General features: G+C 39.1%; 23 protein-coding genes. 12 read left to right on the top strand and 11 right to left on the bottom strand.

Annotated elements, in window-relative coordinates; translation table 11 throughout:
- Positions 1–18: 18 nt before the first annotated feature.
- The 5 genes from AMDU4_RS04035 to AMDU4_RS04055 are packed head-to-tail and all read right to left on the bottom strand — an operon-like array spanning position 19 to position 5,277.
- Positions 19–1,335 (bottom strand): aldehyde dehydrogenase family protein, encoded by a 1,317-nt coding sequence (locus AMDU4_RS04035; RefSeq protein ID WP_021786706.1) that lies wholly within the window; start codon positions 1,333–1,335, stop codon positions 19–21.
- 12 nt (positions 1,336–1,347) lie between these two features.
- Complete coding sequence (locus tag AMDU4_RS04040; RefSeq protein WP_290704137.1) at positions 1,348–2,412, bottom strand: iron-containing alcohol dehydrogenase; 1,065 nt, start codon at positions 2,410–2,412, stop codon at positions 1,348–1,350.
- A gap of 11 nt (positions 2,413–2,423) precedes the next feature.
- Positions 2,424–3,794: an aspartate aminotransferase family protein gene (locus tag AMDU4_RS04045; protein ID WP_021786708.1), complete on the bottom strand. Its 1,371-nt coding sequence runs from the start codon at positions 3,792–3,794 to the stop codon at positions 2,424–2,426.
- 15 nt (positions 3,795–3,809) lie between these two features.
- Positions 3,810–4,412, bottom strand: coding sequence for a hypothetical protein (locus AMDU4_RS04050; protein WP_290704140.1), 603 nt, complete (start codon positions 4,410–4,412; stop codon positions 3,810–3,812).
- A 28-nt stretch (positions 4,413–4,440) separates the two neighbouring features.
- On the bottom strand, positions 4,441–5,277 hold the full coding sequence (locus tag AMDU4_RS04055; protein WP_021786710.1) for an APC family permease: 837 nt from the start codon (positions 5,275–5,277) through the stop codon (positions 4,441–4,443).
- A gap of 159 nt (positions 5,278–5,436) precedes the next feature.
- Between AMDU4_RS04055 and AMDU4_RS04060 the strand changes: the two genes are divergently transcribed.
- On the top strand, positions 5,437–5,898 hold the full coding sequence (locus AMDU4_RS04060) for an Lrp/AsnC family transcriptional regulator (RefSeq protein ID WP_021786711.1): 462 nt from the start codon (positions 5,437–5,439) through the stop codon (positions 5,896–5,898).
- A gap of 216 nt (positions 5,899–6,114) precedes the next feature.
- On the opposite strand, the gene AMDU4_RS04065 is transcribed toward AMDU4_RS04060, so the two are convergent.
- Positions 6,115–6,672 carry a hypothetical protein gene (locus AMDU4_RS04065; RefSeq protein WP_290704143.1) on the bottom strand — a complete coding sequence of 186 codons (558 nt, stop codon included), beginning with the start codon at positions 6,670–6,672 and terminating at the stop codon, positions 6,115–6,117.
- 536 nt (positions 6,673–7,208) lie between these two features.
- Between AMDU4_RS04065 and AMDU4_RS04070 the strand changes: the two genes are divergently transcribed.
- On the top strand, positions 7,209–8,264 hold the full coding sequence (locus AMDU4_RS04070) for an archaeosine biosynthesis radical SAM protein RaSEA (RefSeq protein ID WP_021786713.1): 1,056 nt from the start codon (positions 7,209–7,211) through the stop codon (positions 8,262–8,264).
- Here the strand turns inward: AMDU4_RS04070 and AMDU4_RS04075 are convergent.
- Both AMDU4_RS04075 and AMDU4_RS04080 read right to left on the bottom strand, forming a co-directional pair.
- On the bottom strand, positions 8,250–8,885 hold the full coding sequence (locus tag AMDU4_RS04075; RefSeq protein ID WP_290704146.1) for a prephenate dehydrogenase/arogenate dehydrogenase family protein: 636 nt from the start codon (positions 8,883–8,885) through the stop codon (positions 8,250–8,252). The two genes, AMDU4_RS04070 and AMDU4_RS04075, sit on opposite strands and share 15 nt — an antisense overlap.
- Position 8,886: 1 nt before the next feature.
- Positions 8,887–9,462 carry a chorismate mutase gene (locus tag AMDU4_RS04080; RefSeq protein WP_021786715.1) on the bottom strand — a complete coding sequence of 192 codons (576 nt, stop codon included), beginning with the start codon at positions 9,460–9,462 and terminating at the stop codon, positions 8,887–8,889.
- Between the two features lie 94 nt (positions 9,463–9,556).
- Here AMDU4_RS04080 and AMDU4_RS04085 point away from each other — a divergent pair, with 94 nt between their 5' ends.
- The 8 genes from AMDU4_RS04085 to AMDU4_RS04120 all read left to right on the top strand — a co-directional run bounded on the left by AMDU4_RS04085 (position 9,557) and on the right by AMDU4_RS04120 (position 16,126).
- Positions 9,557–10,522: a thiamine-phosphate kinase gene (locus AMDU4_RS04085; protein WP_021786716.1), complete on the top strand. Its 966-nt coding sequence runs from the start codon at positions 9,557–9,559 to the stop codon at positions 10,520–10,522.
- Between the two features lie 133 nt (positions 10,523–10,655).
- The gene (locus AMDU4_RS04090; protein WP_021786717.1) at positions 10,656–10,844 is read left to right on the top strand and encodes a hypothetical protein; all 189 of its coding nucleotides are present in this window, start codon (positions 10,656–10,658) and stop codon (positions 10,842–10,844) included.
- 1 nt (position 10,845) lies between these two features.
- On the top strand, positions 10,846–11,358 hold the full coding sequence (locus tag AMDU4_RS04095) for a nucleotide exchange factor GrpE (protein ID WP_021786718.1): 513 nt from the start codon (positions 10,846–10,848) through the stop codon (positions 11,356–11,358).
- Positions 11,359–11,364: 6 nt separating this feature from the next.
- On the top strand, positions 11,365–13,245 hold the full coding sequence (dnaK, locus tag AMDU4_RS04100) for a molecular chaperone DnaK (RefSeq protein WP_021786719.1): 1,881 nt from the start codon (positions 11,365–11,367) through the stop codon (positions 13,243–13,245).
- A gap of 6 nt (positions 13,246–13,251) precedes the next feature.
- On the top strand, positions 13,252–14,355 hold the full coding sequence (dnaJ, locus tag AMDU4_RS04105; RefSeq protein WP_021786720.1) for a molecular chaperone DnaJ: 1,104 nt from the start codon (positions 13,252–13,254) through the stop codon (positions 14,353–14,355).
- A gap of 128 nt (positions 14,356–14,483) precedes the next feature.
- Positions 14,484–14,957: a GNAT family N-acetyltransferase gene (locus tag AMDU4_RS04110; protein WP_021786721.1), complete on the top strand. Its 474-nt coding sequence runs from the start codon at positions 14,484–14,486 to the stop codon at positions 14,955–14,957.
- Positions 14,958–15,147: 190 nt separating this feature from the next.
- Positions 15,148–15,891, top strand: coding sequence for an IS200/IS605 family accessory protein TnpB-related protein (locus tag AMDU4_RS04115; protein WP_021786722.1), 744 nt, complete (start codon positions 15,148–15,150; stop codon positions 15,889–15,891).
- A gap of 55 nt (positions 15,892–15,946) precedes the next feature.
- The gene (locus AMDU4_RS04120) at positions 15,947–16,126 is read left to right on the top strand and encodes a hypothetical protein (protein ID WP_290704148.1); all 180 of its coding nucleotides are present in this window, start codon (positions 15,947–15,949) and stop codon (positions 16,124–16,126) included.
- On the opposite strand, the gene priS is transcribed toward AMDU4_RS04120, so the two are convergent.
- The gene (gene priS, locus AMDU4_RS04125; RefSeq protein ID WP_290704150.1) at positions 16,123–17,265 is read right to left on the bottom strand and encodes a DNA primase catalytic subunit PriS; all 1,143 of its coding nucleotides are present in this window, start codon (positions 17,263–17,265) and stop codon (positions 16,123–16,125) included. The two genes, AMDU4_RS04120 and priS, sit on opposite strands and share 4 nt — an antisense overlap.
- Positions 17,266–17,365: 100 nt before the next feature.
- On the opposite strand from priS, the gene AMDU4_RS04130 reads away from it, so the two are divergent.
- Complete coding sequence (locus tag AMDU4_RS04130; RefSeq protein WP_021786724.1) at positions 17,366–18,379, top strand: type II glyceraldehyde-3-phosphate dehydrogenase; 1,014 nt, start codon at positions 17,366–17,368, stop codon at positions 18,377–18,379.
- The gene (radA, locus tag AMDU4_RS04135) at positions 18,380–19,375 is read left to right on the top strand and encodes a DNA repair and recombination protein RadA (protein WP_021786725.1); all 996 of its coding nucleotides are present in this window, start codon (positions 18,380–18,382) and stop codon (positions 19,373–19,375) included.
- Here radA and AMDU4_RS04140 read toward each other — a convergent pair.
- Positions 19,372–20,142 carry a hypothetical protein gene (locus tag AMDU4_RS04140; RefSeq protein WP_021786726.1) on the bottom strand — a complete coding sequence of 257 codons (771 nt, stop codon included), beginning with the start codon at positions 20,140–20,142 and terminating at the stop codon, positions 19,372–19,374. The genes radA and AMDU4_RS04140 overlap by 4 nt on opposite strands.
- On the bottom strand, positions 20,129–21,334 hold the full coding sequence (locus AMDU4_RS04145) for an AAA family ATPase (protein ID WP_021786727.1): 1,206 nt from the start codon (positions 21,332–21,334) through the stop codon (positions 20,129–20,131). The genes AMDU4_RS04140 and AMDU4_RS04145 overlap by 14 nt, the downstream gene beginning before the upstream one ends.
- Between the last annotated feature and the right edge of the window lie 54 nt (positions 21,335–21,388).

The following is a 21,388-nucleotide window of genomic DNA, read 5'->3' on the forward strand; positions in this document are numbered from 1 at the left end:
TGAAAATATTGAAAAATATTACTTTTCAATCCACACAGTTTTTATATTTGTGAATTCCCTGACACCAAACTGTGAAAGTTCTCTTCCGTACCCGCTATTTTTCGTTCCTCCAAAGGGAACCCGTGGATCAGAAGCAACGAGTTTGTTAACATACACCATGCCTGACTGAATTTCTGAAGCAAGTTTTTCAGCATCTTCAGGATTGCCCCAGATGGAAGCTCCAAGACCATATGGTGAATCGTTTGCCAGATCAATAGCCTCCTTATCAGTTTTATATGGCTTAATCACAGCCACCGGGCCAAAAATCTCATTGTAAAATAATTTGCCCGGATAAGCAATTGTGGGTTCAATCAGATTTCCAGTTCTTCCACCTCCTATTACCTTGCCCATGGATTTTAGCGTTGAAACCTGTTCAGTTACTATATCTGACTGGTCAGAAGATGATAAAGGGCCCAGGAACGTACTATTGTCTTCAGGGTCTCCTGGGGTTATATTTGCAAACGACTCTTCAAGTTTTTGCCCGAATTCTTTCTCGATGCGGCTATCCACAATGAAACGTTTTGATGCTATGCAGCTTTGGCCACCATTTTGCAGCCTTCCAATAGTGGCATTTTTAACAGCCCTGTCAATGTCAGCACTGGCAAGTACGATAAAGGGGTCAGAACCACCCAATTCCAGTACTGATTTTTTAATCTTCTGTCCAGCTTCGGATGCTATAAGTGATCCCGCATTTGTGGACCCGGTAAAGGAAACACCATCCACGTATTGGATAACTGACAATGACTTATTTCCCTTTAAAACAATGGATTTGAAAACATCTGTTTCAAATACTTCCTCAATGATCTTTGATGTCCCGGTCACCGAGGATGCGTGCTTCAGAACTATGCCGTTTCCTGCTATCATTGCTGGAACTGCAGCCCTGACAACCTGCCACAGTGGAAAATTCCATGGCATTATTAAAAGCACAACCCCGATTGGGTCAAATCGAATATACGCTTTCCCAGTAGATGTTTCCACCGGCATACTGTCAAGATATCCTGAGTAATGTTGACATATGTAATCTATGGTATCAATGCATTTTTCAACTTCCGCAATGCTCTGGCTTATGGGCTTTCCCATTTCATCGGTTATTGATTTTGCTATTTCCTTTTTTCTGTCCCTTAGGTTTTTGTTGACTACGTTGCCTAAAAAATCAATCCTCTCATGAATTGACTTTTTCCATTCCAGTTGTGCCTGCCGTATTCCAGATATTTTATCCTTCACAGTGCTTATACTATCCTCTTCATATCTTCCTATTTCTTTCTCCGTATACGGATTAATAGTTTTTATTGTCATGATTATTCCTCCTTATATTACCTGTGAATACCTTGCCAACCTCTCTGCAGATCCCTCAGACAGGCCGTTGGTACCCAATATTGTATACCAGTTTCGCATTTTATGTGCCATGGTTAGTGCCTTTACTATATCACCAGGCTTTACATCCACTTCCGCCGCACAGGTCGGAGCACCAACCGTTATTAAATGATTCCTGACAATCTTCTCGCCCCTGTTCTGAAGGTAAGACATCATAATTGTTCCAAGCCCACAATATGCACCGTGATTTGATTTTCCATGTACCTGCTCAAGTGCAAATGTGAAAAGATGCTCGCTTCCAGCTGCTACCCTTGTTGTGCCAGATAATTGCATCAGATAGCCATCTGTTACTTCGGCCAGGAATAGGGTTTCCATCCCTATATAATTCATCTTTGCCACATCCTCCATCCTGGCTTCCAGCAATTCCGTTGTAGATTTTGCAACGTTCATGGCAAAATCATTGTATGTCTCATTACCGAGCCAGAATGACAGGCGCCAGTCATAAAGGCCGGAAAGTTTGGAAAGCATGTCGCCTACCCCCGCTGCAACATATTTCTTCGGTTGTTTGCTTAATATTTCGTAATCTCCTATTATTAAAAAGGGAGGTTTTGTTGGAATTGCATTATTTTTATTATTATCCCATAAAACAGAGTAACCTGTGGCAATCGCATCGCTGGAAAGCAGCGTTGGAACTGCTATAAAATTCAAATCCAGTTTGTATGATATATATTTGCACACATCCAGTGTAGATCCTCCACCTATCCCAAGCAGTAATGAATCATCCCCAATCAATAAATTCCTGACACGTGCCTTGAGGTTTTCCACAAAATAAACTGTTGGCTCTATATGATTTTCAATTAATGTGTCTATTTGATATCCATTTTCCGAAAGGGAATCAACAATGATTTTCCCGGCAACGGCGAAAGAAGTTTCACCCGCAATTATAATTATATGACCACGAATACCCATTTCTTTGAGCTCATTTCCTATGTTTTTAAGGGAACCGAAACCAGCCTGAATATTGGCTGAGAATTTCATAAACTTAAATTGTTGCGACACAATTGCCTCCTTTAATATATGTGCTCCAGTTCCTTAACCGCATCTTCGAAAATACTTAAACCCTTATCTATGAGTTCATCCTCTATTGTCAAAGGTGCTATATAGCGCATAACATTTCCAAAATGCCCGCAGGTAAGCATTAGGACCCCGTGCCTGTATAAATAGGATTTTACCATATTTGCCATTTCCTGTGAAGGTTCCCTTGTCTTCCTGCCTTTAACAAGTTCCGCCCCTATCATGAACCCTTTTCCCCTTACTTCCCCTATATACCTGCTTGAATCCTGAATTTCATTAAGCCGTTTCATTATATACTGCCCCTTGGAAGAGACCCTCTCAAGTATATCCGTATTTTTCAGATAATTGAGAATTGCTGTGCCGGCTGCAAGAGCAACAGGATTGGCCCTGTATGTGCCTAGATGAAAACCCTTTGGCAGTTGCATATCATAATCGCTTCTGTATGCTATCATGGAAGTTGGTATCCCACCACCCACGCTTTTTGAAATGCACATAATGTCTGGACTCACGCCATAGTGTTCACTTGCCCAGATTTTTCCTGTTCTTCCCATCCCAGACTGGATTTCGTCGAATATAAGGGGTACAGAGTATTTCTCTGTAACCTCCCGCAGCATGGGCAGGAAATCATCAGGTGGCACTATATAACCTCCTTCTCCCTGTACTGGCTCCACCATGACACCACCAATGGCACCCGGACCAGCCTGTGGATCTTTTATAAGGTATTCCAATTGGTCAACAACTGCCTTGCTTATATCCTCTTCAGGCACTTTTATGGGAAACCGGTAGGAATAGGGAAATGGGAGGTGGTATATGTTTGTTGGCGACAGTTCGGCATAATCCCTGTAATGGTAATTTGCCGTGGCCCCTACGATTTCTCCGGCAACTCCATGATAGGCGCCACCAAATACAACCATAGTTTTTTTCTTTGAAACATATCTGGCAAGGCTAACCGCAGCCTCGCAGGCATCAGCACCCGTTACAGTGAACATAACCTTTGACCTGTTTTTCATTTCAACAGGCAATACAGAATTCAGGGTTTTCATAAATTCTATTCTTGCCTCACTGGGTACCTCATTTATGTGTACAAGTTTCTCCAGCTGGTCTTTCATGGCCTTTATTACTATGGGATTATTATGGCCCAGATTCAGCACACTTATCCCTGCAAACCAATCTATGAATATGTTTCCGTCCATATCCTCTATTGTTGATCCACTTGCACGCTTCACAGCCAATTTAAATATATCAGTATAAACCCTGGTATTTGTTTCATATTTATCCTGTTCCTTGAGCATTTCCAGAGATTTTGGCCCGGGAAGTTCTGTCCTGATATCCGGTGCATTTTTAAAGCTTAAATCGTATTTTTCCATTTTTTTCACCTATTTTTAACTATTCTCCGCAATATCTACCTCTGCATCATAATTGCCCGCATTTTCCAATGTTTCTGGATGCCTGTACTTATAGTATAATGTTACCGCCACAGCTCCAACCACTATCCATAGAAATCCTATTATTGATATGATGAAAAATGCAAGGTTCAGCATTGTGGGGGCGGCAATGTAATCTACAACATTTGTCTCTATTGTGAAATATATTATGACAAGACCTACTATACTCGCTATGGTAGGAGCTATGTAATGGTACAATAGATTCGATTCCCCAGTTTTTTTAAGAGTATTATGGCTGAAGAATGTGAGAGAAGTGTTCCCTATAATATGGACAGTAACTATACATATTCCAGTCATTGTCAGGAGTATCAGTGCAGCATTTACCGGCCCAAATATGACGCCCATTATAAGATCAAGCACAAATGAAATTGCAAGCCATACAAGCATGGCATTTCCAGGAGTTTTATGCACCTTATGAAGCTGCCCTATATATTTTGGGAATATTACCTTGTCCCTGGCCGCAGAGTACCATATCCTGCTCACTGCATTTGTCTTGGACACTGCATAGGAAAAATAGCTGTTCACAGTGAAAATAATCAATAGAACAAATCCTACAGGACCCATAAATTTATAGAAAACTAACAACCCCGGATCTGGTGATCACAGCAAAACTTGCAATGGATGGAAGCCCCCACCCGACAACCAGCGCATATGTTGCAGGAATTAAGGCAAGTCCTGCAAGCAACCATGCTATTAATATGGATTTTTTCACATTTCTTTTTGAATTTTTCATTTCCTCTGAAATTGTGGTAACTGTCCCCAATCCGGTGAAATCCACTATGGAGAATATAACACCAAAGAAGAATCCTCCCAGGGCTCCTCCGGTTGGAAGATAAAAAGGCCTTAAAGAATTTGCGGATCCTAGCCTTATTATTATGAAGAAGGATCCAACGATCAGGAGTAAAACCTCCATTAATCCTGTGATTGCCATATAATTGGTTGATATTTTAATTCCAAGATATGGCAGTATAAACATATACAAGGTTATTATTACTGCGAAAACAACCCAGAGATAGGGAATTTTGCTTATATAGGTAGATATGGCAAAGACAAATGCTGATAACCCGAGAATACCAAAAGCCTGGCCTGTAAAATTTTCCCCCATCCAGGAGAATAGTGCCATTGGCCCGAATACTCCGTTCTTTGTACTGCCAGCAGCATATGCGTAATAGCTCCCTGCGTTGGCCTTATACTTCGAGAACTCATAGGGCATAATCATAAAAAGCCCATAGGAAAGCCAGGCAACTATTATAGCCAGTGGAGAAGCCACAAGGGCAAATTCAACAGTTCCAAGAAGCAATATGGCAACGTCCGCAGCCGGTCCAACATATGAAAGAGATTGGAAAATTCCCTGCATTGTACCGACTTCATTTTTTTTCAAACTGTTTTCTGAGTTTGATTTCATAACAAATATAATAATTACTTGTATATTATTTCTTCTATAATATTTGATAAAGATAGTTTAAACGAAAAATTTTTGGAAATTAAATATTTTAACGTATTTTTTTCTTGTAAACCCAAAACTAAACATAAAAGATAAAATATATCCTGAAAATATACTATAATGGTTGACGAATTTGATAAGCGCATACTTAACATTATAAAAGACGATTCGGCTATGCCGCTAAAGGACATAGGAAATGCCATAGGGCTGTTTTCACCCTCAGCGGTTAGCAAGAGAATAAAGGATATGAAGAAATCAGGCATCATTAAAAAGGAAGTGGCTATCCTTGATTATGAGCGCCTGGGATTTGATTTTATGACAATAATCCTAATCAAGACTAAATACTCAAAAAACTATGCCTCGTCCATTGGTGATAAGCTGAAGCAACTTCCAAATGTCATAGCCATATATTTTGTTCTTGGAGATATAGATTTCATAGTATTCAATATCAATAAGGATCGATCGGACTTTTTAAAAGTCATGGAGGCGCTGACGGAAATGGAAGAAATTGACAGAAGTGATTCCAGAGTGGTTGCCTATGCCATTAAGGATATAGATTTTGGGGCTATTAAAATTAAATAATATTTCAATTGGTGACACACCGAGCTAACAAGCAGATCAAAAAATTATTCCGGCAGATGATTGCAGACAGAGTCCACGATCCAGGAGATAGTCTATGGTATATTGCAGGAAGAAAAGCCCTGGAACAGCCTGTTCATACCCAAGTGTTATGGTACCGTCATTTGTTGTGATGAACCGGGACTCATATCCTTCTGGAAAAGAATGGCAGAAACGCATTCATTCCATAATGTCGCCCGTAAAATGGTCCTCATGCTTTTCACTTTCAGCACATTTATCACAAAGATATACAGACTTGCCCATTTCCTCTGAGCAAACGTAGCATTCCAGGCTGGCAATTGTTTTTTTCCCAGAGGCAGCACAATCTGAGCAATAATAATCCTTTTTTTTATTTTCAGATACTACTCTTGGAAAATCCTCGTCACTCAATTCTTCTTCCAATATCTGCTGGGCGGTTATATAAAAATGTACTTCAGACCCAAAGTCGTAAACGTATCCAAATTTGCTACCAGTTCCTATTCCAATAGAATCAATTCTTAAATCTGCTCCCTCGCCTTGGCCTATTGGTTTGATTATTCCAAAGCCGGATCTGTACCATTTCTTCCCGCTATAGAACTCACTAAGGTGGTCAAATGTATCAAGGTTGAACGAGATTCGGATCATCCGGTCAAGGTCTCCAAATGTCTGATCACCTTTTATCTCTATTTTACGCCATATACCTCTTCTTCCCTTCATTGAGATTCTAAACCTGTATATACGAATTTTTTTCTGTTGCATAGACTCCTCCTCCACATAGTAATATTGAATCCAGAACACAGGACACCTGGCTACATCCTCTCAAAACTTTCTCAGTAATCTTACCCTGGAAAGATTGTTAAAGGAATTTTCATGGCATTAATTTCCTTCCGCCTGGAGGTACTATATTTCTCATGCTAAGCTATCCGACTTTACGGATGCAGGTACGCATGAAGCAATATCCTGTTAGATCGATTTCGCTCCTGTCTGTTAGTGGATAAATTATGTCATGGGGATATAAAATGGTTCGCTTCCATCTCCTCTTTATCATAGTTCCGATGAGGTCATGATTGATCTGCAACAATACATTGCGGCTCCGATTTATGATATGGTTCCTTACCTTCGCTCACTGATTCCCATAAATAGGGCAAATCCCTCAGTATCTTTGTTGCCGATATATGATTCATGTACCAGGATTAACAGTCGGGTAATTTTTGATTGAGTGTTCTGCAAGAGGAATTCCTGCCCGGAAATATGAAACAACAATGCTCATATAGATAGAATCAATATAAAATGGAATGGTAACCAGAGATTATTCACTTTATATTAAAAGTTTGATGCATGAAAATGATAGAAAAAATGACGTTGATAAACCTGTATCCATATGGAAGGAACTGGACCGCTTAAGAGGAACACCAGAAAAAACGATGGTATGCATTTTCAGGACAACAGGATGTGCATGGTATAAATTCACGGCCTGTTCAATGTGTGGCTATTTTAACGATACTTCACCGGAAATAGTAGATGAAAATCTCATGAGGCAAATAGATACATTATATGATTCTTTAAATGACACAAAAGTATTAAAAATTTTTACTTCTGGTAGTTTTTTAGACCCAAATGAGGTGCATCCAGCGGTCAGGGATTATTTCATTGACAGAATGAAGGATAAGATAGACAAACTTCTGGTTGAATCAAGAACGGAGTATATTCGTCCTGAAACTCTGCAGCCGTTCAAAAAAGCAGGAATTGACATGCGAATAGCAATTGGGCTTGAAAGTGCCGATGATTATATCATGAAATATTCGGTGAACAAGGGGAGCACATTGAAGAAATTCATTGACGCTGCCAATATTCTCCAGAGAGAAAAAATAGAACTGCGGACATATCTATTGTTCAAACCCCCATTTATATCGGAAAAAAGGGCAATAGAAGATATTGAAAAATCAGTTGCGATTGTAGCACCATACTCCGCTGATATATCTATAAATCCGATGAATATACAGAAAAACACCCTTGTTGAAAGATTATGGAAAAAAGGGCTCTACAGGCCACCTAGACTTTATTCACTTGCCAGGATACTTATAGATTTAGGCGATAAATATCCAGTTCTATCATACCCAACCGGTGGAAATAAGGAAAGGGGAATTCACAATGATAAGTATGATGGGAAGCTACTTGACCTTATTATGCAGTCATCCCTGGACCATAATTTTACCGAACTTTCAAAATATTACAATTCTCTTGATCTTGAGGACTTTAAATACGATCTGGAACTTGAGGACAGAATGTTCTTCCAGGGGGATTACAACACACTTGTAAACAGGTTGGCAGGCTCGTCAATCACCTATTAATTTTTTTAAATCTTGAAGTTTTTTTTCAATTTCATTTATTATTTCCCTGGAGTTAGCATTATATTTTATTGTATCAATAAGAACACCGGGATTTTCCTTATACTTTATTTTTTCAATTTCTAGAAATTTGGAATAGGACCCTGTCACAATATCCGAATTACAGGACTCAGATATATAGGACAATATATATGGCTTTACAAGTATTTCACCTATCAGGGTGTCATGCTGTTCTGCATCCATAGAGATTATATTGTAGCCTGGAAACATATTTTTTATATCATCCAGTGAATTAATCCTTGATATGTCATTAATAAATATAATAGACTTATTCTTTTCATAGGACTCAGGGCCGAAGAGAGGATGGAGGCTGATTATATGCCCTGAGAAGCTTACCATTTTTGATTTAACAGATGTGAGGTCTATGAACCCTCCATATTCCGGGAAACGTTTTACAATGTTCAATGTGGCTTCCACTGGCAATGCCAGAAATGCAAAATCTGCTTCCTTCAGTTCTGCTTCCATATGGCCGGAATTTTCAATATCAATTCCATGAGCATCAGGAAAAATTTTCATAAGTGTTTTGCCAAGTCGTCCATTTGACCCCATAACTAGTAAGCGCATGTTACCTTATTTCCACTTTATATATATTTCCTTTATTTGTAAGGAATTTTTCAGATATGAGCATGTAATCTTCCCCTATTATTATATCCTGATTTTCACGTCCGTCAAGATATATGGTGAGGTCAGGAATTTCAATCCTTTCTGTTATATGGTGACCCCCCATGCCGAAGATTTCACATATACTGCTATACCTGCATAATATTAATGTTCCGGGATTAAAAATTCTTGAGAGAATAAATATCAAATTATCTATTTCACCCCGATATTCCACGTATTTAATACCATTGATCATTTTAGAATATTTTACAGGACTTACAGCATGTTCCCTTTCAACCTCATAATTTATTGAAAATTCAAAAAGTATGTTAAGCACTGCTTCTTTGAACTGGTCATCCGAAAGCGACTTTAATATTTCTATTTCCCTTTCACGGTTTCTAATTTTCAAATCTTTTGCAATTTTATATTCACCTATTCTCATAGCTATTTGTTTTCTTTTTTCCAGTAAACGAAGAATTTCTTTCGAGTTATCATAAAGTTCATCCCGTAATGTATCCAGGTCATTGATAAATTTTATCACCTATGCTAGAATATGTCTATCATATATAAAAATTTTTCAGCCCTAATAGAGATATATAATAAACTTTAAATTAAACGAATTTATAACAACCTTATTGAAATTAAAGGACCTCGGGGAAAGGAAAATTATAGAGATATTAGAATATGGAGAAACCGGCCTGGAGGAGAAGGATGATTGTGCCCTGATAGAGTATGGGAACTCATATATCCTTCTTTCAACAGATTTAATCACAAGGAAAACACACATACCAGAAGGTACGAACCCATTTCTGGCAGGGAAATTCTTTGCGGCAATAAATCTAAGCGACGTGGCAGCAATGGCCGGAATTCCTCTGGGATTTCTGGTTTCACTTTCCGTTTCCCCTGAATATGAAATTGAATACCTTCAGGAGTTTTACAGAGGAATAAGACATGAACTTGGAAAATTTCATGCTTCAATCATTGGCGGGGACACAAAGGAAGGCTGTGACTTTACAGCCTCAGGCACCATAGTGGGAAAGCAGTCCCCTGATCTTGTAAGGAGAAGGTCTGACATAGCAGAGGGACAGTATCTCCTGGTAACAAACTCTCTCGGTTCTGCTGGTGCCGGATACATATATTATACATACGGAATTGACAGGGAACTTGGAATCAAGAAGATGCTTGATGTGGAACCAAGGATAAATGAAGCGTTAAAAATTAGTGCGGGGGGTGCAAAATTCATGATGGATCTGTCAGATGGAGTTTTTGCATCAATACACCAGGTTTCAATGGATTTTGGAGTCGGTTTTAAGATTTATGGAAATAAAATACCGATCGATGAAGACGTTAAAGCCGCAGCAGCCGTTTCAGGCTTTTCCATTGATGATATAGCATTATCCTTCGGTGGAGATTACGAGCTTATGTTTACAGTGGAGAAATCTTCAATTAAAGAGTTTACACAGGCAATGGACAGGGAAAAAATAGAGGTTCATTGCATAGGCGAAACATATAATGGGGATAACGTAATTTATGACAAATCATGGGTTCCAATAAAGAATGTAGGATATGAACATTTCAACAAAATTCCCCTTAATAAATAATATCAAAAATGTAAATATTTATATAGAAAATATTTATATAGAAGAACAAATGTATGTGTCGTCAACTACCTCTGCCTGAAGGATTTGTTCTGTGAGAAATAGCACAGGAATTTATTAGGGGGCCGTGAAAAACATGAAAGAAAGTCAGAAGTTAGACCGGAGAGATGCATACGCATCTGGGAAATCAATCCGTATAAAAGGAGGAGAAAAGAATATGGATATAAGCACGAAGAATGTCAAACCGATAAAATACGGCAAAGGATTCGGGTTCACTGCAGAATCCCCCCCCACACTTTCGTATGGGGTCTCATTGGTGGTGTAAGATGAATCACAAAGAATATAATAGGCCCCTAGAATTCGATATAGAACAGGTAAAGAAGAGAAATAAGATGAAGGACAGGGAAGAAATGGAAAAATATAAGCAGTTATATACAGATACAGTCGCTGACCTCAACGATTACAAAAATCTATATATACGCCAGCGTTCAGAGATGGAAAACTATTCAAAATACAAGGAAAGAGAAATAAACAACATTCGCAAAAATGCCAGCAGCGATCTTATCAAGGAACTCTTGCCTGTTCTGGACACACTGGATGCAGGCGTTACCCACGACCCAAGACTTGAACCTGTAAGGTCACAATTGCTAAAAGTCTTACAGTCACACGGGTTGCAGGTAATAGATGGAAAAGGGAAGAAATATGACCCGAATCTTGAGGAGGCAGTAGGTGTGCTTGATCAGGGAGAGGACGGGACCGTTCTGGAAGAGGTTCAGAAAGGTTATACACTTAATGGTGATGTTCTAAGGACATCAAAAGTAATAGTTTCAAAAAGGTGAAGTAAAATGAGTAAAATAATAGGTATAGATCTTGGTACAAGTAATTCGGCAGCAGCTGTTGTTATTTCCGGCAAGCCTGAAACCATTCCGGCTGCGGAAGGAGTTTCATTGGGTGGGAAATCTTTTCCCAGTTATGTGGCATTCACGAAGGATGGACAACTTCTGGTTGGAGAACCAGCCAGAAGACAGGCACTCCTTAACCCAGAAGGTACAATATATGGTGCAAAAAGGAAAATGGGAACAGATTTCAAATACAAAATATTTGGAAAAGAATATACTCCGCAGCAGGTCTCAGCATTTATACTCCAGAAAATTAAGAAGGATGCTGAATCATTCCTAGGTGAGCCTGTAAACGATGCAGTAATAACTGTCCCAGCATATTTCAATGACAACCAGAGGCAGGCAACAAAGGATGCAGGCGCCATCGCTGGATTAAATGTGAAGAGGATTATAAATGAGCCTACAGCCGCATGCATGGCTTACGGAATAGACAAACTTAATGAAACGCTTAAAATTCTTATTTATGATTTTGGTGGTGGTACGCTGGATGTGACAGTAATGGATTTCGGGCAGGGTGTTTTTGAGGTAATGTCTACATCAGGAGATACAAAACTTGGTGGTAGCGATATGGATGAAGCCATAGTGAACTTCCTGGCAGATGATTTCAAATCAACGGAAGGAATTGATCTCAGGAAGGATAAATCTGCATACATAAGGCTAAGAGATGCGGCAGAAAAGGCAAAAATAGAGCTGTCCACAGTTCTTGAATCCGACATAAACCTGCCCTATATAACTGCAACCCAGGATGGCCCAAAGCATCTGGAATACAAATTAACCCGTGCAAAGCTGGAGGAACTTATCGCCCCTATAGTCGGAAAGTCTTCCCAATCCCTTGACAAAGCGCTGGAGGGGGCAAAACTTTCTAAGGGTGATATAAACAAAATCATACTCATTGGAGGGCCTACCAGAATGCCATATGTGAGGAAATACGTTGAAGATTATTTTGGCAAGAAGGTGGAAGGAGGAGTAGACCCCATGCAGGCAGTAGCAACAGGTGCAGCAATTCAGGGTGGAGTCCTGATGGGAGACATAAAAGACATAGTGCTTCTGGATGTAACTCCACTTACCCTTGGTATTGAAACTGTTGGTGGTGTCATGACTCCATTGATCAGTGCCAATTCTACAATACCCACAAAGAAAACACAGATATTTTCAACTGCAGCTGATATGCAAACTTCGGTTGAAATTCATATAGTACAGGGAGAAAGGCCGCTGGTAAAAGATGATGTGTCTTTGGGCAATTTTGTACTTACAGGCATAGCACCAGCACCAAGGGGAGTTCCACAGATAGAAGTAACATTTGATATTGATGCAAATGGCATACTGAATGTTTCTGCAAAGGATAAGGGTACAGGAAAATCCCAGAGTATTTCAATCAGTGCCTCAAACAAACTTTCAAAGGATGAAATAGAGAAAATGAAAAAGGAAGCTGAACAGTTTGCAGAGGATGATAAGAAGGAGAAAGAAAGAATAGAAACCCTGAACAACGGAGAATCACTGGCATATACAGTAGAAAAAACAATAAACGAAGCTGGAGACAAGCTCGATGATGCAACAAAGGATAAAATGAAGGGCTTTGTTAAAGATCTTAAGGATGCTGTTGAAAAGAAGGACACAGAAAAGGTAAAGGAACTAACCGAAACACTGACAAAAGAGATGACTGAGGTATATACAAAGATGGCTCAGGCACAGCAACCTAACCAGGATGCAAATCAGCAATCAGAAGAGCAGGAAGAACAGAACCAGGAATCTTCCCAGGAAAAGGACAGTGGCAGTCAGGACTCTGATGACAATACGGTAAATACAGACTATAAAGAAAACCAATGAGTTAAAATGTCAGAAGATTATTATAAGGTGCTGGGAGTAGACAAGACCGCATCACAGGATGAAATTCGGGCTAAGTTCAGGGAACTGGCTAAGAAATATCATCCTGATGTCAATGCCGGCAGCAAGGAAGCTGAACAGAAATTCAAGGAAATTGCAGAGGCATATGAGGTACTGTCTGATCCAAAGAAACGGCAGCAATATGACGCTACCGGTTCCACTACCTTCGGAGATGCAGGTGGAGCAGGAGGGTCAAGCTTCAACTGGGAAAACTTCTCACACTTTGATGACATTAACGATATATTTAATACAATATTTGGTGGCGGATTTGGCAGAAGCAATTCTGGAGGATTCTATGGCGGATATAACACCCAACCAGACCTTGATATCTATATAAAGGTTAATGTAACACTGGAAGATGCATACTATGGGGCATCAAAGCCCATCAAATTCAGAAGAAACGCTATGTGCGAAGCCTGTAATGGAAGCGGTGCTGAGGGCGGAGTTTTGATAACCTGCCCCACATGCCATGGTACCGGCCAGGAGCGGATAAGCCGTGGTCAGGGATTTTTTAACTTTGTTCAGGTAGTTGTGTGCCGCACATGTAATGGCAGAGGGAAAATACCGAAAACACCATGTAGGACCTGTGCTGGCAAAGGATATGTGCCCAAAATAGAAAACATTTCTATAAATGTACCAAAGGGTGTTGACACAAATACCCGGCTGAGAACACAGAAGCTCGGCAATTCCCTCGGAGGAGTTACTGGAGATCTTTATGCAGTGGTATATATACAGCCAAATCCAAATATAAAACGTACGGGAGACAATTTATACTTAAAAGAGGCCATAGATTTCCCCACAGCAGCTCTTGGCGGGACCATAGAAATTCCTCTGTTCAGAGAAAAATTCACTTTAAACATACCGCCTGGAAGCCAGCCTGATGATGTTTTAAGAATTAAAGGCGCCGGAATGCCCAGACTAACTTCCCGCGGAAGTGGTGATCTGCTTGTTGTCCTCAAATTGCAGGTTCCAAAGCATCTTACATCCAGGGAAAAAGAATTAATAGAAGACCTCAAGAGTGAACCGGTTAAAAAGTCATGGTTCCACATATAGAAATAAATTTTTCTACCATTTATAATATTAAGCAATACCTGTCATTCACACTATTGATTTTAAAGCTTAATTTTTCTAGAGGCAATACTACAGGATAAAATTATAATATCCTTCAATTATCACAATCAATGGAAATATTGCCAGTTAGAAATGGAGATGAACTGGATATAATAAAAGTTGCAGAGAGATCATGGAAATATGCTTATAAAGGCATATACACAGATGCGTATATACAGTACTGGATAAATAAATACTATGCAGTAAACAAAATAAAAACTGAGATAAAAGAATCAATTGAGAATACCAATCCTTTATTTTATGGACTGTTTGATCGTAATGTGCTTGTAGGATTTATAGAAATAAATAAAATCAATAAAATATTGCTAAGATTTTATCTGGAACCCACCTATATAGGACATGGATACGGCACTCAACTATTTAACACAGTAGAAAAAATCATCATGGCCGAAAAAATTTCCAACATTGAATTATATGTAAATCAATTAAACTATAATGCAATATCATTTTACAAAAAACTTGGTTTTCAAATAATAAAGGAGGATAATGAGGATTATATAATAGAAAAATACTATAATAAATAATTCCTCTTTGAAATACCTTAAAAATTAAACAGATACTATTTAATCAACCATAAAAATAAAATTTTAGGGCTAAGATTACAGAATTCTTAAAAAATTAATTTATGGATAATTTAGGTATTCTTTCCATCATGGGGTTCAAACAGTTAATAAATAGTATTATATATATTTGTAATATGTTGTCATAAGTATCATGGGAAAACTCTATACCATAAGGGATGCCTGTAAAATACTCCAACTCAATCCGAACACACTCAGGAAGTGGGACAGGGAAGGAAAGATCAGGTGTGTCAGGCTCTCGAATAACTTCCGGCGTGTGCCTGAGAGCGAGATCAATCGTATACTCGGCATAAAAAATAACAGGATGTCTTTCATCTATGCAAGGGTATCCTCACATGATCAGAAAGCCGATCTGGACAGGCAGATTCAGAAATTGCAGAAGCATATCAGGAATCCACAGAAGCGCAGCAAAAAATTGAAGCAGGCCAGAGGAAGACAGAGAAGAAGGATAAAGGATGCTTTACACAAACAGTCCACCACAATAGTGAGAGAACATCCTGATACCTCCTTTGTCCTCGAGGATATGAAAGGCATAAGAAAAAGTGGCGAGGATAAGGGGAAGAAGTTCAGGACACATCTGAACAGATGGCCATATTCTGAATTCCAGAAGATGATAGAATACAAATCGCAGAAAAAGACAATATATGTGAATCCACGAGGGACCTCCTCAGAGTGTCCCGTATGCGGTGAAAAGGTAAAGCACCCTGCGTGGAAGATATCTAAATGCGACAACTGTGACCGGGACTACGACAGGGACAGGTTGGCTTCACTGGCCATAACCCTCCGTGGCATCGATCTGTGCGGAGACCCGTTCCCCGTGAGTGCGTTGGCCTCTTGGCAATCTATGAAGAATGAATACCTGTACATCAGAGATTAACCTGAGATCCCTGAAGCAGGTTCGACTGAGACTGCCTACGCTACGAACTGGACAGGTGCACAACATTGCACAATGTTTTGAGAACGGTATACTGAAAAAAGCAAACCTATTACCATGCAAGGATAAAACCAGAGAGCTAATAGAAGGGGAAGACCTGATTAAGCTCGTATCCCTATTTGACACAAATCCAGGAGATTTTCTTAAGAGGTTAAAAAGTCTTGACCTCACCGACTAAATAAATTCAGCAACGTTAATGGCATTCGTAAATATGGCCACGTATAGAGGTACTGAATTTTCACCCCTAAATATGTTGTAATTCTCTTTATTCATTTTAATGGAGAACTTGTCTATTTTTAAATTGATTTTTGCCTCCCTGTCCAGAAAAATATCAGGTATGGCTTCGTCAAGAGGGGTGAAGGACTTTAAATCATCTATAGCAATGGGCTTCACCATGAGCCCTGTTTTGCCATGCAGGCTGTATGGAAATCTTATGAGTCGGTGTATATCGGTAGTTACAGGCTCATCTATCTCGGCAAGTGCACTTTTTTTGAAATCCTCAAGGATCTTTTCAAGCATTATCCTGTCATAATCTATGGAGGCTTTTTCATTGCTTTTATTCTGTTTTATCAGCAATTTGAATTTATTTCCCTTATCATTTCGCAGAAAATCTATAATTTTCTCTCCGTTGTAAAATTTTTCCAGGTAATTAATATAATTCCACCATGCCTTACCAAATACATTTTTTATATAATTTTCATCCAAATTTATATAGAAATTTGATATGTAAATATTGAATTTTTTAAGTATGCCAAATTCAAAATAGCTGTCATCAAGCATTTTCAGGTCTTCCATATTCAATCCTTCAATTCGTATATAATCCCCTATTTCCCTTCTTGAATCAGAATCCATGGTGTATATTCTGTCGCTTTCCACATGAACATGGTATCCTCTCCCACCTGAAAAATAAAGCTTGATATTCTTATTTCCAAATCCAAAATCATCCATGAGCATTTCCAGCAGTCTCAGTGTGTGCTTTTTTACCTCCGCAAGTATTTCCATGTATGTCATCTTATCTGCGCCCTCAATGTGGTCTGCGTCAAGATCAAATATAAGTTCAGCCCCAAGCCATTCCTTTTCAAGCATTTTATGCTGATCAGGGAAACGGTAATAGGAGGAAGAATAATATAAATGTCTAGGCACCGATCTGCGAACAAAGTCTTCGATTTCTGCCTGTCCGTTGAATTTCCTGTGGCGTGTCATTGTACCGTTAAATGGTATGAATCCTATTTCTCTCTGAAACAACATATCGGGTATGCCCAGAGGGCTTTTGTAATAGTATTCCCGGAAATATTTCATTAATCTAGTAGTTACCACAATGTCCAATCAGTCTGATAAATATAACAGTTTCCTTGGCAAATGCATATAGAAAGTTATCAATGAATAAATTTATAATATGCAACACAATCGTATTTCAATGATAGGAGTAGCTATAAACGGTTATGGAACAATAGGCAGGAGAGTTGCCTATGGTGTGTCAATGCAGGATGATATGTATGTTACAGGCATTGTCAAAAACTCCCCAGATTATATTACAAAATTGGCATCCAGGAATTTTAATATTTACGCCCCAGATAATGAGAAAAAAAAGGAATTTGAGGCAAACGGAATAAAAGTAAAGGGAACACTGGAAGACCTTCTTTCCCAGTCAGATATTGTTGTCGACGGGACACCTGAAGGCAATGGTGAGAAAAATTTAAAGGCATACCGGAAATATGGAATAAAAGCAGTTCTGGAAGGTGGGGAGAGCAGCAGTGTCGTAGAATCCAGCTTTAATGCTTATTCAAATTATTCACATTCTGTTAACAAAAATTATGTACGGGTTGTGTCATGCAACACAACTGCCCTTGCGAGGTCTTTGTCTCCATTGAAGGAAAAATTCGGAATTCAGAGTGTCAATGCAACAATAATGCGCCGTGCCACTGACCCTAATGACAGCAAAAAGGGTCCCATTAATGCAATAGAGCCGTCAATGACATATCCATCTCACCACGCTGGAGATCTGAAGACAGTTATGGAAGATATTGATATAGAAACAACAGCGGTAAAAGTTCCAACAACACTTATGCATGTTCATGTTATAAATCTTGAATTAAACACTGAACCGGATAAAGATGAACTGGTATCAGCACTTTCAGGGAAAAGACGCTTGATACTACTCAACGCCGGTGAAAAAATAAATTCAACGGCACAGGTTATGGACTATGCAAGAGAGCTCTCAAGAAACAGGTCAGACCTCTACGAAATAGCTGTCTGGAAAGAGAGTGTAAATATTTATAAGAATAAAGTGCATTATATCCAGGCAGTACATCAGGAAAGTGATGTTATACCGGAAAACATTGATGCCATTAGAGCTATGTTCGGTGTAGACCAAATTGTATCTGAGAATAAAACTGATGCCTCCCTAGGCATAAAAGGAGTTGAATATTGAATGGCAAAAGAAAAAAAAATTGATGATGTAATAGAAGGCGAAACTGAAAACAAGAAACTTACCATAGAGGATTTACCCGGTGTCGGAGAGGCTACGGCTGAAAAGCTCAGGGAAAATGGATATGATGATATTATGGCAATTGCCGTAGCTTCACCCAAGGACCTTGCTGATATCAGTGGCATAGCAGAAGGCGCAGCTGTAAAGATAATAAACGCTGCAAGAAAATATGCAGATGTGGGTAATTTTGAAACGGGAGAGGAAATTTTACAGAGAAGAAAAGAAGTGTTGAAGCTCTCAACGGGCGCACAGGGACTGGACAATCTTATAGGCGGTGGCCTGGAAACCCAATCCATAACAGAATTTTTTGGTGAATTTGGTTCTGGAAAAACACAGATAATGTTGCAACTGGCCGTGAATGCCACCATACCGAAGGAACGGGGCGGCCTGGATTCTGATGTATTAATGATAGATACTGAAAATACATTCAGGCCGGAAAGGGTAATCCAGATGGCTAAGGCCAAAAACCTGGATCCTGACGAAACCCTGAAGAGAATACATGTGGCAAGGGCATACAATGCCCATCATCAGATACTTCTGGCAGAAAAAGCGGCCGATATAGCAAAGGAGTTCCCTATTAAACTCCTGATTGTCGATTCCCTGACATCCCATTTCCGTTCTGAATATGTTGGCAGGGGTTCACTTGCTGAGAGACAGCAGCTGTTGAATAAGCACATGCATGATCTGTTAAAATTTGGCACCATATTCAATGCTGTCATAGCAGTAACCAATCAGGTATCCGCAAATCCTGCGGTGTTCTTTGGAGACCCAATGACACCTATAGGCGGTAACATAGTGGGGCATACAGCAACCTTTAGAATATATCTTAGAAAGGCAAAGGCAGGAAAAAGAATAGCAAGGCTTATTGACTCACCATACCTTCCAGAGGGGGAAGCCGTTATCACCCTCACAGAAGACGGAATAATTGACGGTACCTAAAATAATTTTATAACCTGTATATTTCCAAATGGCTCTTCCTGGGTCAATCTTATTTTGTCTGCCCTTTCAAGGAAGAGTAAAAATAAAATAAAATTTGCTCTTTGTGATCTTGTATTACCCCAGTAGTCTTCCACGAAAAATGGGTTCATATAATGTGATATTTGCTGTAATGTTTCTTCTATTCCATGATCAATAGAATCTGTGTTAGATTTTGAAATGATTTCTTCATCAATATCTGGAGGATAATCTGGCTGATCAAATTCCCTTTTCCTTTCCTTTGTCCTGTATACTCTTTTCATCGCATTCAGAAACTCTGTTAATGTAACCTCTGCTGCCTCCCTGTGCATAACCGGAATTTTGAGATCCGGCATTGCTCCTATGGTGGTATCATCGGAATCGTATATACCCTGTTCATCATCTGTACCGGTATTCTCTTCAGGATAATCGGTCTCTTCGTTGATTGCATACCGCATCATCTGTATACTCTTTTCATAGAGCACATGCCAGGCACTGGAAATCAATATCCCTGCCACTTCAAAATTCTCGTTCCGCTCCCTGGCAAAAAGATCTTTGAACTCTGAAATATTAACACTCCATGGATCCAGTTTTCCCGAAAGCACAAGACTGAATATCTTGGAAACAGTTTCGGAAAAAACATCAGGATAGTTTATGTTTTCTTCAACACCATTAAGGATATCTTCATAATAAAGGAGGTCATCGCCTACATTCTGGGTTATCATTGCCCTGAGTATTTCATTTCTCTCCAAGATCATCACCTATTCTCTTCTGGACTATTTTCGTATTCCCTTTATTATCTATAGTAACGCCTATAAGATTGTCTGCAAATTTTGTAACAGCACCTTTCAGGGAAACCATGACCACCTGTGAACTTTTAGAATTCTCCCTGAACAGTTCTCCAACATGTTCTGCATTATGCCCATCAAGAAACATATCCACCTCATCAAGATAGTATATGGGTGATGGATTTTTTATCTGAAATGAAAGTATAAGCGCAAGAACTGCGACACTTTTCTCTCCCCCACTGAGTGCATCTATTTTTATCATATGTTTACCGACTGGTTTTACCTTTATATAAACCTCAGCGTTAAGTGGATCTTCCCTGCTGGTAATTTCCAGATTAGCTTCACCTCCTTCTGATAGCCTTGAATATATCTTCTGAAACTGGGTATTGATAGTATCAAACAATTCCAGGAAAATTCTCTTCTCATCCTCTATGATCTGATTCTGCAGTTCAATAAGATCATTCCTTTCTGAGAGCAGAATTTTATATTTCTCGTCTGTGCTCTTATACCTATTCAATTCCTGGTCATACTGTTCAATCGCCCTCATATTGACAGCACCAAGATCCTCGATTTTTCTGTTATTCTCCTCTATTTTCTGTTTTACTTCATTGATGCTCATCTTGAAATCCTTAAATTCAATGTTGCCATTTTCTATTTCATAATTTAGGGTGTCCAGCTGGAGTGCCATATTTTCTATTTTTGTTGACAGGGATGCTATTATAGTTTTTTTATTGCTAATCAGATCATCGTTTTTCCTTATAGTCTCGTAAATCTTATCTATGGTACTGGATACCTGCGTCTTTTCATTATAAAGTTCCCTTGACTTTGAATCAATATCATTCTCCCTCTCCCTATTTTTTTGTAGTTCAGATTTCATGGTTTCAACTTTTTCCCCATATTCTCCTATCATTTCCCCGTATTTTCTAATATCATCCCCAAGTAACCCTATTTTCTCCTGCAAATCTTCACTTTTTTCACTTAAATGTTTGATTTCTGTCTCAATCTGGGCAAGAGTATTTGAATAATTCTCCTTGCTTTTTCTTGCCTGTGATAGTTCGCCCTCCATATCCTTCTCTATCTGTACATTTTCAGGAGACAGTTCTTTTAATTTTTTAAATAGCTGGTCCCGTTCTTTTTCTAGCTTGAACAACTTCATTTTTATTTCGTTTTTCTTGAATTCAAAGCTATTCTTTCTCTCCTCAGCCTCTTT

The sequence above is a fragment of the Ferroplasma sp. Type II genome (assembly GCF_000496155.1).